Raw genomic sequence first — 14,841 nt, 5'->3', positions numbered from 1 at the left:
CATAAACAGTAGGTCAAGCATCAGGGAACGGCCTGTTCCTATCGGTGTTGTGGAATCTTGAAAAGCTATTGGCCGTTGCGTGCGTGCAACATATAACTAGTTACAGAACGTTGCACGCACGCAACGGAAAGGAGGGTATATATGAGCAAGAAAAGAAGAAGGAAAAATCCGCGAGATGCTCGTGAGTACAGAGTGTCAGTCCGTGCTGTGCGACGCGAAACTCCGGACATCAACAAACTGGCCCGCGCCATCATCGACCTAGCGATGGCGCAGGCAGAACGCGAAGCACAAGCTGAGCAGGAGGCTCAAACAGCGACCGAAGTCGCCGACGACGGCAAATCGAGGAACGCTAATGAATAGACGCCTCGACGAACTTGTCTGGCTGCAACTGCATTTCCAACGACCGGTCGCTGCCCTTCGAGTCTTGGAACTTCTCCAGCTCTGGAGTGGCGACCCACGCAACCCACGGCTTGTACTGGAGGCGCGATCCGGACGGACCTTGCAGCTTTTGCTCGGCGTCCCCCGTCGAGCCGAGAGCAATATCAAGGCAAGCATTCAGGGACTGATCTCCGGCACGCGCTTCACGACCGACGACGTGCACCGGCCGTCCGTGTCACATGCGGCGTCGGTTCGACTGACCAGCCATAGCCGAGCACTGCGCATCGACGATCCCGAACCGTCGACGCGCGCCATTCTCGCCGCACTCGAACGCGTAGCCGGTACGGAAGAAGTGGTGCTACAGCTCGTCCTCGGCCCTCGCAAGGCGGCCCGAGCAGTTCCGGCCAGACCGGCGCCATCATCGGTGCTCGGTCCACGGCCGGCGGATCGGGCCGACAGCGAAGCCCGCAGCGCCCTGCGCGCCAAGCAGAAGCTGTCCGGGTTCGACTGCGCCATCCGACTCGGGGTCACTGCCCGAAGTCCACAGCGCCGACAGACCCTGATCGCGGGCGTCTTGAGCGCGCTGCGCACCACGGAGATGCCAGGCGTCCGCATCCGCCTCGTCCGTGCGGCGTCCCGCAAGATCAACAGCGCGCTCAACCCATGGTGGTGGCCGCTCGCCCTCAACAGCGCCGAAGTCCTCGGCCTCATCGGCTGGCCGATCGGTGACTCGGACTTTCCCGGCGTTCCCGGACTGCACCCCCGTCTCCTCCCGCCATCCGACCAGCTGTCCGCGACACCGGATCGAGTCGTGGCCACCGCGACCGCTCCGGGTCACAGCGAGGCCATCGGTCTCGACGTGGGTGGATCCCTCCGCCACACCTGGGTGCTCGGCCCGAACGGCACCGGCAAGTCGACCTTGCTCGCCAACTTGGCCGTGCAAGACATCGCCGCCGGGCGCGGCGTCGTGATCATCGAGCCAAAGGGCGACCTGATCACCGACATCCTCGAGCGGATGCCCGCCGACCGCACGCAAGATGTCGTGATCCTTGACCCGACCGACCACACGCCCGTCGGGCTCAATCCGCTCAGCGGGAGCGGTCGCGAAGAGACCCGCGTCGAAGGGCTGCTCAGCGTCTTCCGCTCGCTGTACGTCGACTCCTGGGGTCCACGCACTCAAGACGTCGTGCACTCGTCACTTCTGACGCTTGCCAGGCGCGGTGACGCCTCAATCGCCATGGTGCCGCTGCTGCTGACCAACACCGGCTTTCGCCGCTCTGTCGTGCGTCGAGTTGCCGCTGCCGATCCTGTCGCCCTTGGGCCGTTCTGGGCCTGGTACGACGCCCTCTCGGACGGCGAGCGGGCCACCGTCATCGCCCCGATCATGAACAAGCTCCGCCCGTTCCTGCTCAACCCCGGCCTTCGCGCCATGGTTGGGCAACGACAACCGCGGATCACCATGAGCCAGGTCCTGGCGGATAGCAAGATCTTGCTCATCCCGCTCCGTAAGCAGATCGTTGGGGCCGAGGCGTCACGCCTCATCGGCTCGCTGGCCGTGGCGGAGCTGTGGCAGGCCATCCAAGGCCAGCTGGCGCTGACGTCCGGAGCACGGCGTCCCGTCATGGTCTACATCGACGAGGTGCAGGACTACCTGCACTTACCAACTGACCTCGCTGACGCCCTCGCGCAGGCTCGCGGACTCGGCGCCGGGTTCACGCTCGCCCATCAGTACGCCTCGCAGCTATCCCCCACGATGCGCGCCGGCTTCGTCGGCAACATCCGCTCCCGCATCGCGTTCCAGCTCGCCCACGACGACGCGACGCTGCTCGCCAAGGGACACCCAGAGATCACCGCTGACGACTTCACCGCGCTCCCCGCGTTCAACGTCTACGCCAGCTTGGCCACGACCAACGGCGAGGTTACGCCCTACGCGTCCGGCCTGACCTCGGCGCTTCCGCCACCGTCCAGCGACCCCGACGCTCTGCGCCGCCTCAGTCAGACCAAGTACGGCCAGACCCTGGATCAGGTCGAGCGCGAACTTGCCGAGCTGGTCGAGGTGGACGCCACCAGTACTGACACGACAGGCGGCAGCGGCCGGAAACGGAGGACGTCATGAACGACTTCCCCGACGTTCCAGAGCTTCGCATCGCTCATCCTGTCGCGTCGAGCAACGAGCTGAATACCCGCAGGTCAGACGCCGAAGCCCCTCGATTAAGTGTCCGGAATAGTTCTCCCATCTCCGATGCTCAACTCCCAGCCACCCGGCCTACCAAGCAGCGGACCGGCCGCCTCGACCTGGCCAATCTCCGCCATAACCTCAGTCCGCGAGATCTCGCGATTTTGCGCTCAATCTCGGCCCACCGGTTCCTGACCACACAACACGTCCGCGCTCTGCTCTTCAGCGACCACGCCTCCGAGCTCAGCGCCACCCGCAGCAGCAACCGCGTCCTCCGCCGACTCAGTCGAGACAAGCTGATCACCGCACTCGACCGACGCGTCGGCGGCGTCCGCGCCGGATCGGCCGGGTACGTCTGGCGCGTCACCGCTGCTGCACATCGACTGCTCCAGACCGAAGACGGCGAAGGCATCTCGCGCCGGTACCGAGAACCGTCCCAACGGCTCCTCGCTCACACCCTGGCTATTGCCGACACGCACGTCGCGCTCAACCGAGCCGCAAGCAGCGACGGCCTCGAACTCGTCACCGTCCAAGTTGAGCCGGGAAGCTGGCGACGCTTCCTCGGCCTCGGCGGCGAGCCCCGACTACTGCGCCCAGACCTGGCAGTCGTCACGGCTCAAGGCGACTACGAAGACCACTGGTTCATCGAGGTCGATCTCGGCACCGAACACCCACCGACCGTCGTCCGCAAGTGCCACCTGTACGAGGATTACCGCCGAAGTGGCAACGAGCAAGACGCCCACGGACTGTTTCCCCGCGTGCTCTGGGTTGTCCCGAACCAGCAGCGCGCCGACAAGCTCACGGCGGCGATCACCGACGCCAAGCTCGACCAAGACCTATTCCGCGTCGTCACCACCGACCAGCTGATACCGGCAGTGATCGGAGGTGCGGCATGACCCAAGCCCCTCGAAACACCATCCTCGTCGGTGACGCCCTCGACCAGCTCCGCCAACTGCCAAGCGAGTCGGTCGACATGGTGCTAACCAGCCCGCCCTACTACAACCTGCGCAACTACCAAGTCGGCGGGCAGCTCGGCCAGGAATCGAACATTCAGGAGTGGGTCAGCAATCTCACCGCGGTTGCCGCAGAAGTCCGCCGAGTCCTGACGCCATCCGGCACCTTCTGGCTCAACGTGGCCGACCGCTACTCGATCCACGACCGCGAGGGCTCACCGAGGAAGAGCCTGCTCTTGGGGCCGGCGCGCTTGTCAACAGCGCTCGCAGCAGACGGGTGGCTGGTGCGTAACCAGATCATCTGGAGCAAGACCAACCCCATGCCGAGCAGCGTCCCGGACCGGTTGACCAGCACCTACGAAGTCGTCTACCTGCTGGCGAAGCAGCGCAGCTACTTCTTCGACCTCGACGCCATCCGCGTGCCACACACCAGCAACGCCACGACGCCGCAGGCCAGCGCTAAGGACTCGATCCCTCGCCAGTGGCGGGCTCGGTCTACGGACAACGTCCGCGGCCTGGTGTCGCTCAAACAGCGCGGCATTGTCGGCCACCCATTGGGCAAGAATCCGGGCGACGTCTGGCAGCTGCCGACCAGCTCCTACCGAGGCGCCCACTTCGCCACCTTCCCAGAGCGACTAGCCGAACGGGCCATCTTGGCCGGCAGTCCCGAAGCTCGCTGCTCCAACTGCTTCACGCCGCATCGTCGGGTGACACGTCGACTTGGAGCTACCGCCATCCGCGGGACGCTCCTAGCAACGTGCACCTGCGACGCCCCAAGCGAATCGGCCATCGTCCTTGACCCGTTCATGGGTGCTGGCACAACCGCCGTTGCTGCCGAGAAGCACGGCCGCAACTGGCTGGGCATCGAGCTGAATCCTGACTTCGCCGCTCTAGCCGACGATCGCATCCGGACCGCCCGCGGGACACCGGAGGACCGAGCCGCATGACGGCTCGTCCTCCCCAAACACCAACGCTAAGACGAAAGGAGGTGAGTATGAGTGAACATCTACCCCCACCACAACCAGGTCCCGAAGGCGTCAACAGCTACGGCACCGACGACCCTGAGGAGCAAGCGCAGATCGAGGCAGCCCGCACCGCGGCCGCCGAGGAGCGTCGAGCCAACAGGGCAAAGTTGGAGCGCTACGTCAGCTATGGCCTCAACGAAGAGGACGCGCAAGGGCTCATCGAGCACGAGCAGATGCTCAAGGATCGGCGAGACGCAGTCGCGGCCGGCCAACTCGAACAGGGCGAAGCCGACAAGCGCATCCGGCCCCGCATCTACGTCCGGTCGCTCGTTGACCACACCGAGGGCCACGACATCGGGGACTGGATCGACGCCAGCCGAGACCTCGAGGACATACAGCGCGACGTGCAGTCCATCCTGTCCCGCTCGCTGCACGCCCACTGGACGGGCGAGCCAGCCGAGGAGTGGGCCATTCACGACCAGGACGGCTTCGGCTCGCTCACGTTGCACGAATACGAATCGCTCGACGTGGTCTGCGCCTTGGGCAAGGGCATCGCCGAACATGGGTTGCCCTTCGCCGCCTGGGCCGAGATCAACGACGCGACGGACATCTACACGCTCAACCGCTTCGAGGCCGCCTACTTTGGCGCCTACGACAGCCGGGAAGCCTATGCGGAGCACGTCTTCGAGGAGATGGAGGGCGAGAAGGAGTTGGAGGCCCTACCGGACTGGGTGCGCGACGTCGTCCGCGTCGACTACGAACGCATGACCCATGAGATGGAGACCAGCGGCGAAGTCCGCTTCGTCGACCACCCCGGCGGCGTGTGGGCCTTCAACGGCCGGGTCTGACCTGACCCACCTGCACTTTGACAACTGAAACGGAAACCGACGACTCGTCGGTGCCGTGCAGCCGTCCTGTCATCCATAAGGGATGGCCGGCTGCACCAACACCGAGGAGGTACTCGCCATGAGCGAGGTCACCGGCCCTCCGGGCAGCTACAAGACCATCGGGGTCCAGCTGCCCAACGGGCTCCACTCCCAGGCCACCATGGTGGCGAAGCTCGACGGCATCTCCCTGCGGGATGCCTGCGTCCGGGGACTCCGGACGTATGTCGAGCAGAAGCAGGCCGAGCCAGATTTCAAGGCTCGGGTTGCTGCGGCACTCGCCGACATCGAGCGCGAGGCCGCCGAGCAGCGGGAAGCGATTCAGTCGCTGTTTGGGTCTGAGACTCAGGCAGCCGCTCCCGCGGCCAAGAAGACGGCCGCAGCCAAGAAGGCTGCGCCGCCCCCCACGCCGGAGAGCTAACGCTCACCGGTTCACCCGTTCCGCTCCCTAGTGGTTGAGCGGACCCCCCTATGGGTGGGAGGCAGGAGCGCTGACGCGCCCGCCTCCCACCCGGTAACCCCAAAATCTATACAAGGAAAGGCTTTCCTTATAACGTCAATTATTGTTGTGAAATCGATCATTATCGTTGCACGCATGCAACGGTCGGCGGATAATTAGAACGAAAGGAATTGAATTAATACAGGGAGCGCGTGATGAGCATAGAGGAACATTTAAAACTAGCTAGCATTATCAAGGAAGCGCGACAGGAGAAGGGGTACTCAGCGAGCGAGCTTGCTCGCCGTGCAGGGCTACAGCCCAGCACCGTGACCAGGATCGAGGCAGCGCAACTTCAGCATCCACAACCCGAGACCCTGATAGCCATAGCTAACGCGCTTGAAAAGCCGACATCAGATCTGTTTGCCTGTCTCAACTGGTTGCCGAAAGAGCAGCTACCTAGCTTTACACCCTACTTGCGAGCGAAGTACGCCAATCTGCCCGAGCAAGTTCAAGAGAAGCTAGAGAACCACGTCGCCAAAGTCGTCCGGCGCTACGGCTACGAAACCAACGGGCCGGAGCCTGGACAGGACGAATTCTAAACATTAATCAGCTTACCCGAGAGGAGGGATCATTATGACCGAGAAATTAACTACGAGCGTGCTTGCAGACCTCCGCTCGGTGATACCAAGTCACAAGATCACATTTGCTCAGGCGAAGCGCATTGCCGAGCAACAAGCCAATCGCCTTCTCGCTCTGAGCGGTGTCACAACCGGTCCTCAGCCAAGCGGAAGCCTCATCGGTAGGTTGCCACGCATCCGCATCGTCACTGACGAACTTCCCGTCAGCGTCAGTGGCACGACTCATTGGAGTGGCTCTCACTGGATCATCGTGCTCAACCAAGCGGACCCTGTCGCACGCCAGCGGTTCACCCTGATGCACGAGTTCAAACACATCATCGATCATGGCCGAGTTGATCAGCTCTACACCGGCAACAACCGGTACACGGCAGCTGAGCAAGCCGAACGTGCCGCTGACTACTTCGCGGCCTGCTACCTGATGCCAAAGCGACGACTCAAGGCGGCATGGGCACAGGGCATACAAACATCCGCACGCTTAGCTCAACGATTCGACGTGTCGATCCGCGCCATGGAAGTCCGCCTCCAGGACACACGAATCAGCGCGGTTCGCGACAGCGTGCTGATGCCCCCACTCGGAACCATCAGCACCCGATGCTCGATGACCCCTTCGCTTGTGACGAAAGGAGTGTGACCGCCATGTCACTCGCACAGGAGGCCGTAAGCGAGATCACCCTGGGACGTCGGAAGCGTTTTGTCCTTTACCTGCGCGTTTCGACACCTTCACAGGTGAACACTGACTACGACCCAGAGGGTATTTCGATCCCTGCTCAGCGAGAGGCCGGCCTACGCAAAGGGGCCGCACTCGACGCGGATCTTGTTCGAGAGTTCATCGAACCCGGCCGCAGCGGCACCTCTGTCGATAAACGACCGGTCTTCCAAGAGATGCTGACATGGCTCAAGGAACAAGGTGACATCGACTACGTCGTCGTCTACACCTTCTCCCGAGCCTTCCGGAACGCTGTTGATGCCGGAATCACCAAGCGCACCTTGCGCAAGTACGGGACCCGCGTCGTCTCGACGACGCTCGATCTCGGTGAGAGCCCCGAGAGCGCGATGATCGAGACGATTATGCACGCCGTCGACCAGTACCAATCGGAGCAGAGCGGCGCTGACATCAGCTACAAGATGGGCCAGAAGATCAAGCACGGCGGAACCGTAGGTCCCGCCCCACTCGGCTACCTCAATGTCACTGAGGACTTCGAGGGTCGGACGATCCGCACCATCGCTGTCGATGAAGTTCGTGCGCCTCTGATCGAGACCGCCTTCATCCTGTTTGCAACAGGCGAGTACTCAATATCGCGATTGCAAGCCGAGATGGCAGAGCGCGGGCTCACTACGCGGCCGTCACGCAAACGACCCGCTAAGCCCGTGTCAGAGGATCAGCTCCGCAAGATGTTGGCCAACCCCTACTACTTGGGACTAGTCACCTACGAAGGCAAGCAGCTCCCTGGCCGCCACGAGGCCATAGTTGAGCCAGGAGTCTTCTCAGCTGTTCAGGTCATCCTGGAGATCCGTGCCAAACCCGGATCGCGCGATCGCAGCCTCAACCACTACCTCCGTGGCAAGCTCCACTGTCAGGAGTGCTACGAGGCCAGGCGAGATTTCCGCCTCATGTACACCGAGGCCACGGGGCGTGGGGGTACGTATGGCTACTTCATCTGCCGTGGTCGCCAGGTCGGCGTCTGCGAGCTTCCACACCTGCCGGCATATCGCGTAGAGGGCGCCATCGTGAGTTACTACGCGACGGTCAAGGTGACGCGTGACTTTGCCGCGACAGTTAACGAACCGCTTGCCTTCGACCGACGCGACACGATCACGCGCCGCGATCGGGCCAATAGGCGGCTTCGAGATCGACCAGCAAGAGGAACGTCTCATCGACCTGGTAGCAGACGGCGACCTCCCATCCACCAAGTTGCGGGAGCGGCTACAGAAGCTCGCCATCGAGCGAATCCAACTGGAGCAGGACCGCCAGTCCAACGAGAGCATCATCAAGCAGGCAATCGCGCTGCTGTCGGCAGTACTTCACCTGCTCGAAGATCCTCAAGGCATGTACACCCGAGCGAGCGACCTCACCCGACGCCGCATCAACGACGCGTTCTTCGAGGCGCTCTACATCGGACGGGAGTTCGTAGACCACGCGGTGCTGAACCCACTCTTCGCGGACGTGATCTCAGCCAACGCTCGCCATCACCAGGACAGCGAAGCCGCAGCACTCGGCACACAAAAAGTCGGTCGCCCCGCTCTTGCGAGCGAGACGACCGACCGGAATACCTTGAGTGACGTTCTGGTAACCACTGGTGACCTTGATTCGGTCCCGGGTTCGAGAACGACCGTTATGGTGGAGCTTAGGGGATTCGAACCCCTGACCTCTTCCATGCCATGGATTCCCGGCTAGCGAGACAGCAGACAGGAGGACCATGCGCTGATCTATCAGTGTCCACGGAAGTCCACGGAGAATCACTCCCGTAGCCTCCCGATTTGCCTCCCAGCGCGCCTCATCTCTGACGTGCTTACAGGCCCCCAAGTGGAGAGCAGCGTCGATTTCGGCACGCGCGACCTTTATGACCACTGACTGAGAGCGGTGCGAAGGAAAGCGTCGCGCCTTTCGGTGACGGCAGCGGCGCCCAGGAGGCTACCGTCGTCGGCGAATCCCGCCCAACCGTCCATCACTGTCGGCGTGTTCAGCGCGGCCACGGCATCCCAGTAGGGCACGCCGACTGCCGCCCGGCCCGCCTGCCGCTCCCAGCCCTCCAACACATGGGACGGCGCGTCCTGGCCGTACTGAAGGGTCATCTGCATCCGCAGGCTGCCGAGATCGACGCCCGGATTACCAGCCCCGGCTGTATTCCAGTCGATCAGCGCAACGCAACGGTCACCCTCCCACAGCATGTTGCCGCCCCAGGCGTCACCATGCACGAACACCGACGCGACTGCCGGCATCCCGTGCGACCTGACCCGCTCGTCGGCCTGCTGCAGCAAAGGTGTGGTCGGCATCAGGCCCCGCCAGCGTTCATCGGCGCGGTCGTCGACGGCGCACGGCCGGGGCCGGTATGGCAGGTGGGCCTGCGGAACCAGCCTGAAGGCGTGGACCCTGGCAAGGGCCGCTCCCGCTTCGCGGAGCCGGGCGACCGAAACCGTCGGCGAGAGACCGGCGCTGCCGGGCAGGAAGGTCTCCAGGGTGGCGACGGTCCCGCTCGCCTTCCCGTCGAGATCCGCAGCGATCAGCCGCGGCGCGGCCAGGCCATGAGTCTCGGCCAGCTGAAGCGCGCGTGCGTTCGTGATCACCCACGCGGCGGCGATCCATCCCCGGACAGGGACCTTCAAGATCACGTCCCTGGTCCGGGCCGCCGGTCCTTCGATTCCCAGGCGGAACGTGCCCGAAGGGCGGTGCTCGCCGCGGGTCAGGCCCTCGGACGAAACGACGCTCGTCCCGCCAACCGCGTCGGCCGCCCAGCGCAGAACCTGGTCATTCGGCATCTTGCCTGTGTGTGCTCTTGCCATTTCATTACTTTATTACGCAGCAGTGGCTTTCCTAACACGCAGTTAGAGACGCTGATTCGTCTCATACAAAAAGTAGAACTGGTCGGCCTCGATCTTGCGCCTCTCGGCGCGCTCCTCGTGCATGGCCCTCAGCAGGGAAGTCCCGCCAGTCAACGCCAGAGCCACGGCGCTTGTTAGAAGTGGATTCCCGCCGACTGCCGGGCCGTAGACCGTGCCGACCCCGACACCCGCAACAGGCCCGGCCTAGCCCGTTGCGGCGCGCGTCGCAAGCTCACGAAGCGACAAGTTGTCGTGCACAAGTTGGTCGATCTCGTCCAGGGCCGGTCTCACCTGGCTGACGTACAACTCATCCACCTGAGGACCGAAGTCAGGATCACCGTATTCGACCTGGACACCGGCCTGCAGGCCGGTCACGGCTCGCCGGAACATTCCTAGTGGATGAGTAAGCTCCTTTCTCACATCCAAAATCTCACTGATGTCAGCACGCGGGAAGTGGGGAAGGTTGCCCAGCAGACCGAGACCCACACCCGAATTCTTTGCTCGACGCGCATAGTGGGGAGCGGGATCAATTAGACCCTCGGCAATCGCACTCCGAGTCAATTTTGCAACTTCATCATCGAGAGATGGATAAACACCCGGAGAATTCATGACTTCGCGAATTCGGTCGAGGAACCGATTCGCCATAGCATCACTGAACTCTCCCTTCAGGTCATCGTCTTGGAGAATGGGGTGCATCTCCAGAACACCCGACTCGATTGCAGGCAGCAAAGCGTTGATCCCGGATTCCGCTAACTGCTGCTCACCGAGATCCTGATCCCTTTCGCGTGAACCTCGGCACCGTCGAGAAATTCTCTCTGAGATTGTCGCTGTGCGGGGGTGAGCTTCTTCGGATTAGCATTAGCTATACGCACAGCCAACTCAAGCTGCCCACGATCAACACCGAAGTAGCTTAAGGAATCATCCCCGAGTTCCAGCAAGAGCGCCAGCATCGTGTTTACGGGCTCTTCACAATCGAGGGTGTAGTTGGGGTCGGAAGCCGCCTGTCTCGAGTAGTGATCTGGCGATGTAGTTCGTCAGGTTGCGGAAGCCGAGGGCGGAGCCGCGGAGGTGTTCGAGGCGGCCGTTGATCGCTTCGGTGGGGCCGTTGGATGTGCCGGGCCGGTCGAAGTAGGCGAGCACGTCGGCGGCGCGCTTGGTCAGGGTGCGGCCGAGCGTGATGATCTCGCTGAACGGGCTGGGGACGCCTCGGCTGATCGACTCGATCAACTGCCTCATCAGCTCGCGGCCCCGGGTTCGGTCGGGCTCACGGTAGGCGGCGATCATCCGCTGGTAGATGCCCCAGGTGGCTTCGACCTCGACGTGGGCGTCGGGCCGCGAACAGCTCCGTCAGCCGGTGCTGCTGGGTCTCGGTGAGCAGTTCGGCGCCGGTGTGCAGGGTGCGTCGCGCGGCATATAGTGGATCGCCGGTGCGGCCTCGGTGCCCGTGGGTGGCTTGCTGGACCCGGCGCCGGCACTGATCCAGGGCGTCGCCTGCCAGACGGACGACGTGGAAGGGGTCCAGCACCGGCACAGCCTCGGGTAGCTCTTCGGCGGTGGCGGTCTTGAATCCGGTGAACCCGTCCATCGCGACGACCTCGATATTGTCGCGCCAGGACTTGTCCCGTTCGGCGAGCCAGGCCTTGAACGCCTGTTTGGAGCGGCCGGCGACCATGTCCAGAAGCCGCGCCGGCCCGGTGCCGTCGCGGATCGGCGTCAGGTCGATGATCACGGTCACGTACTTGTCGCCACGCCGGGTGTGCCGCCAGACGTGCTCGTCCACGCCGATGACCTGCACGTCGTCGAAGCGGTGCGGATCGTCGATCAGGACCCGGCGGCCCTCGGCCAGGACCGCGTCGTTGGCGGTGTTCCACGAGACCCCCAGAGCGTCGGCGACGCGGGCGACACTCAGGTGTTGGCACACCAGGGCTTCCAGCGCCCACCACAGGCCACGTCGCGACAGCTTCGCCCGCGGCTCGGCGGCCCGCGACGTGTCCTGGCGCCACACGTGACCGCACCCGGTGCACCGGTATCGGCGGAGGCTGACCTCCAACACCGTGGGCCGCCACCCGAACGGCTCGTGCGCCAACCGCCGGACCACCGTGTCTCTGGCCGCGCCCTGGCATCCGCAGCGACGACACCATTTGTCGGGCTCGACAACCCGGCACCGGAGAATCGCCCGATCGGGCTCCAACCGCTGCGCGAGCACTTCGAGCCCGAGATCATCAAGACGAGCGAACGTGGTCAGGTCAGGGCGGGCGAAGGTAGCGTCAGACACGTCGAGGTCTTCCAGATGGACGGCATAGTCACCTCCATCCTCGGGAGACCTCGACCCCTACCCGGCCACCGACGCGCCGACCGGACTACACCCTCAACTGCGACTGCGAAGAGCCCAAATCGCCCCGGTGCGAGGGTCGGCCCGCGTGCTAAGTTCCGGCCATGACTAGACCCGGTGAGATCCTCGGCAGCGTGGTCGCCGCCAGCGAGCGCGAACAGCTCGAGACGTTCCTGGATTACCTGCGCGACGCCGTCGTGCGCAAGGCCCGCGGGGTGTCGGAGGAGGACGCCCGGCGCAGCCCGGTGCCGACCGGCACCAACCTCGGCGGCCTGATCAAACACCTGCGGTGGGTGGAACTGGGCGGGTTCGCCGAGCAGATCGGGCAGATCCCCGCCGCGGAGCTGCCCACGCCGCCGTGGACCGAGGCAGACCCGGAGGCCGACCTGCGGCTGGAGCCGAACGAGAAGCTCGACGACGTCATCGCCGCCTACCAGGCGGAGTGCGACCGCTCCCGCGAGATCGCCGCCCAGCACAGCCTCGACTACGCCGTCACCACACCGCGGGGCAGAGAGCTGACGTGGATGTACCTGCACGTGATCGTGGAGACCGCCCGGCACGCGGGCCACGCGGACATCCTGCGCGAGATGATCGACGGCAGCGTCGGCGACTGACGGCTCGCGGCGCGTCGTCGGTCCGTGTTCCGGGTCGTCGGAGGCGGCGTTACAACGGTATCGGCGGAGGCTGACCTCCAACACCGTGAGCCGCCACCCGAACGGCTCGTGCGCCAACCGCCGGACCACCGTGTCCCTGGCCGCGCCAGGGGATCCGCAGCGACGACACCATCTGTCGGGCTCGACAACCCGGCACCGGAGAATCGCCCGATCGGGCTCCAACCGCTGCCCGAGCACTTCGAGCCCGAGATCATAGTCACCCCCATCCTCGGGAGACCTCGACCCCTACCCGGCCACCGACGCGCCGACCGGACTACACCCTCAACTGCGAAGAGCCTGTTTACGTCGGTGGTTTGAAGATGATTCCACATCGCCGCCACGAAGTTCTTCGGCGTGTACAGGGTGACGTGATCGGCATACAAAAGCGCTGCCTTCACGTGCTCCAACTCGGGCGCAAAGGAGCTCACATCGTCAATTCCTGAATTGATCGAGATATTCAGCGACGAGCAAGGGCTTCGCGCTGCGCGCGGCGTTCCTTCTTCTTTCGCGAAGCCTTACCCATTCATTTCTCCTCGATTGCATCCATCGACGCCCATGAGTAACTGGCCCTACGCTCGACTTAGCTCTTTGGTGCAGACTTCGGGGTCGTGCGGCATGCCAGGCCTGGATTGTCTTCGGTTTCCAGCCCGGCGAGCGGCCGAACATGCGATCAGGCGCCGGGATCTGGTTACGGGCAACGTAGGCACGGACCGTGGAATCCGAGACACCAAGGAAGGTCGCCACGTCGTCAGTCATCCACCAATAGTAGGCAGCTCGGACTTTTCCTCACTGATCGCCTACTTCTCTCGCCAGCTCAGGGGGGAGATCGTCAGCGCTGCATCGGCGACCCGGATCGCCGTCTCGGTCTTCAAGGCGGCCCGTGAGGAGTCGATCCAGCTCTGAACGCGTTGTACGCCTAGGTCCCGGTATTCGACAGCTTGGATGAGGCACTCCAGCTTGTCCGCATCTCGCGCGCAGATCGCCTCTAGTGACGACTTCGCCTCGTACTCCTCGACCGCTCCGATGACGGAATGGGCCAGCGGTTCGGCCATGCCGCCGACCTGATCAACGGTGATCTCTTCGTTGGCCTTTGCCTCGACGTACGGGCGGGCGCTGTGCGGGATATCGCCAATATGGGTCTCCTGCGAGTCGTGCCAGATTGCCATGTACGCGGCCTTCGCAGGGTCGGCACCTTCGGCCGCTGCGATTAGGCCGGCCAACTGGGCGACTCGCAGGCTGTGCTCGGCGATCGACTCCGGATCGCGGACGCCTGCATGCCACCAGCCCGACCGACGCTGACGCTTCAGTACGCCCATCTCGAACGCGAATGCCGCGATCGCTGCGGCTTCCTTCTGGCTCTGATCTTCACTCATTCGCAACTCCTTCAGTTAGCGCCCAGCGAGCTGCGTCGCGAAGCGTAGGTTTGCCAGTTCGGATCGTGCATGTCGGCCCAGGTCGTTTGTGTCTGCGGACAGCCGCGGCTGAGGCGTCGCAGGTCCGCGCGCTGTCCACGCACCCCGACGTGGTGGCGCTTCGCGTCGAGTCGGTCCGAACGGGTCTGGTACGGCGTCCAGGTCGGCGCGAGCCGCTTGAGCAGCGCAGGCACGTCCGCACTCGGCACCGAAGGTCTACCGGCACGAGCTGCGGCCGGTGCTCCGAACCGGGGCGAAGAAGATGGACGAGATCTTCCCCGATCTGCAGCTCACGGAGACTTAGCCTCCCGTTTTGCCTCCCGGGTCATGCGAGAGGCCGGTCTCCCGAGTGGGAAACCGGCCTCTGACCTGCGGTGGAGCTTAGGGGATTCGAACCCCTGACCTCTTCCATGCCATGGAAGCGCGCTACCAACTGCGCCAAAGCCCCGAAGATGTTGCGGTGCCTTGCGA

Annotated in this window: 14 protein-coding genes, 1 tRNA gene and 3 pseudogenes; 11 read left to right on the top strand and 7 right to left on the bottom strand. The window is 63.8% G+C overall.

Annotation, left to right across the window (positions count from 1 at the left end):
* The first annotated feature begins 141 nt into the window (after positions 1–141).
* From E1218_RS07530 to E1218_RS37080, 10 genes and pseudogenes are all read left to right on the top strand, one after another.
* Complete coding sequence (locus tag E1218_RS07530) at positions 142–360, top strand: hypothetical protein (RefSeq protein WP_132317663.1); 219 nt, start codon at positions 142–144, stop codon at positions 358–360.
* 139 nt (positions 361–499) lie between these two features.
* Positions 500–2,494 (top strand): type IV secretory system conjugative DNA transfer family protein, encoded by a 1,995-nt coding sequence (locus E1218_RS07525; protein ID WP_132317661.1) that lies wholly within the window; start codon positions 500–502, stop codon positions 2,492–2,494.
* Positions 2,491–3,450: a replication-relaxation family protein gene (locus tag E1218_RS07520; RefSeq protein WP_132317659.1), complete on the top strand. Its 960-nt coding sequence runs from the start codon at positions 2,491–2,493 to the stop codon at positions 3,448–3,450. The genes E1218_RS07525 and E1218_RS07520 overlap by 4 nt, the downstream gene beginning before the upstream one ends.
* On the top strand, positions 3,447–4,454 hold the full coding sequence (locus E1218_RS07515; RefSeq protein WP_132317657.1) for a DNA-methyltransferase: 1,008 nt from the start codon (positions 3,447–3,449) through the stop codon (positions 4,452–4,454). Before E1218_RS07520 ends, E1218_RS07515 begins: the two co-directional genes overlap by 4 nt.
* A gap of 47 nt (positions 4,455–4,501) precedes the next feature.
* The gene (locus E1218_RS07510; protein WP_165949162.1) at positions 4,502–5,320 is read left to right on the top strand and encodes an antirestriction protein ArdA; all 819 of its coding nucleotides are present in this window, start codon (positions 4,502–4,504) and stop codon (positions 5,318–5,320) included.
* A gap of 118 nt (positions 5,321–5,438) precedes the next feature.
* Positions 5,439–5,777: a hypothetical protein gene (locus E1218_RS07505; protein WP_132317653.1), complete on the top strand. Its 339-nt coding sequence runs from the start codon at positions 5,439–5,441 to the stop codon at positions 5,775–5,777.
* A gap of 233 nt (positions 5,778–6,010) precedes the next feature.
* Positions 6,011–6,394 (top strand): helix-turn-helix domain-containing protein, encoded by a 384-nt coding sequence (locus E1218_RS07500; RefSeq protein WP_132317651.1) that lies wholly within the window; start codon positions 6,011–6,013, stop codon positions 6,392–6,394.
* Positions 6,395–6,428: 34 nt separating this feature from the next.
* On the top strand, positions 6,429–7,064 hold the full coding sequence (locus E1218_RS07495) for an ImmA/IrrE family metallo-endopeptidase (protein WP_132317649.1): 636 nt from the start codon (positions 6,429–6,431) through the stop codon (positions 7,062–7,064).
* A pseudogene (locus tag E1218_RS38125) lies at positions 7,025–7,930 on the top strand (recombinase family protein); the annotation flags it as partial. The gene E1218_RS07495 and the pseudogene E1218_RS38125, both read left to right, overlap by 40 nt.
* A gap of 262 nt (positions 7,931–8,192) precedes the next feature.
* The gene (locus E1218_RS37080; protein ID WP_233712075.1) at positions 8,193–8,828 is read left to right on the top strand and encodes a hypothetical protein; all 636 of its coding nucleotides are present in this window, start codon (positions 8,193–8,195) and stop codon (positions 8,826–8,828) included.
* Between the two features lie 164 nt (positions 8,829–8,992).
* Here E1218_RS37080 and E1218_RS07485 read toward each other — a convergent pair whose 3' ends face one another.
* The 3 genes and pseudogenes from E1218_RS07485 to E1218_RS07475 all read right to left on the bottom strand — a co-directional run bounded on the left by E1218_RS07485 (position 8,993) and on the right by E1218_RS07475 (position 12,248).
* The gene (locus E1218_RS07485) at positions 8,993–9,910 is read right to left on the bottom strand and encodes an aminoglycoside phosphotransferase family protein (protein ID WP_165949160.1); all 918 of its coding nucleotides are present in this window, start codon (positions 9,908–9,910) and stop codon (positions 8,993–8,995) included.
* 267 nt (positions 9,911–10,177) lie between these two features.
* Positions 10,178–10,702: a hypothetical protein gene (locus E1218_RS07480; protein ID WP_132317643.1), complete on the bottom strand. Its 525-nt coding sequence runs from the start codon at positions 10,700–10,702 to the stop codon at positions 10,178–10,180.
* A gap of 237 nt (positions 10,703–10,939) precedes the next feature.
* Positions 10,940–12,248 (bottom strand): annotated as a pseudogene (locus E1218_RS07475) (ISL3 family transposase).
* A 161-nt stretch (positions 12,249–12,409) separates the two neighbouring features.
* On the opposite strand from E1218_RS07475, the gene E1218_RS07470 reads away from it, so the two are divergent.
* Positions 12,410–12,919 (top strand): DinB family protein, encoded by a 510-nt coding sequence (locus tag E1218_RS07470; RefSeq protein WP_132317641.1) that lies wholly within the window; start codon positions 12,410–12,412, stop codon positions 12,917–12,919.
* A gap of 51 nt (positions 12,920–12,970) precedes the next feature.
* On the opposite strand, the pseudogene E1218_RS07465 reads toward E1218_RS07470, so the two are convergent.
* The 4 genes and pseudogenes from E1218_RS07465 to E1218_RS07450 form a co-directional block, all read right to left on the bottom strand.
* Positions 12,971–13,171: pseudogene (locus E1218_RS07465) on the bottom strand (ISL3 family transposase); the annotation flags it as partial.
* Positions 13,172–13,755: 584 nt separating this feature from the next.
* Positions 13,756–14,331: an HD domain-containing protein gene (locus E1218_RS07460; protein ID WP_132317639.1), complete on the bottom strand. Its 576-nt coding sequence runs from the start codon at positions 14,329–14,331 to the stop codon at positions 13,756–13,758.
* 11 nt (positions 14,332–14,342) lie between these two features.
* Complete coding sequence (locus E1218_RS35930) at positions 14,343–14,564, bottom strand: hypothetical protein (RefSeq protein WP_165949159.1); 222 nt, start codon at positions 14,562–14,564, stop codon at positions 14,343–14,345.
* Positions 14,565–14,745: 181 nt separating this feature from the next.
* Positions 14,746–14,818, bottom strand: a tRNA-Ala gene (locus E1218_RS07450).
* Positions 14,819–14,841 lie beyond the last annotated feature (23 nt).

It is taken from the genome of Kribbella turkmenica, assembly GCF_004348725.1.
Lineage (GTDB): Bacteria > Actinomycetota > Actinomycetes > Propionibacteriales > Kribbellaceae > Kribbella > Kribbella turkmenica.
This window is presented reverse-complemented; position numbering and strand designations above follow the sequence as displayed.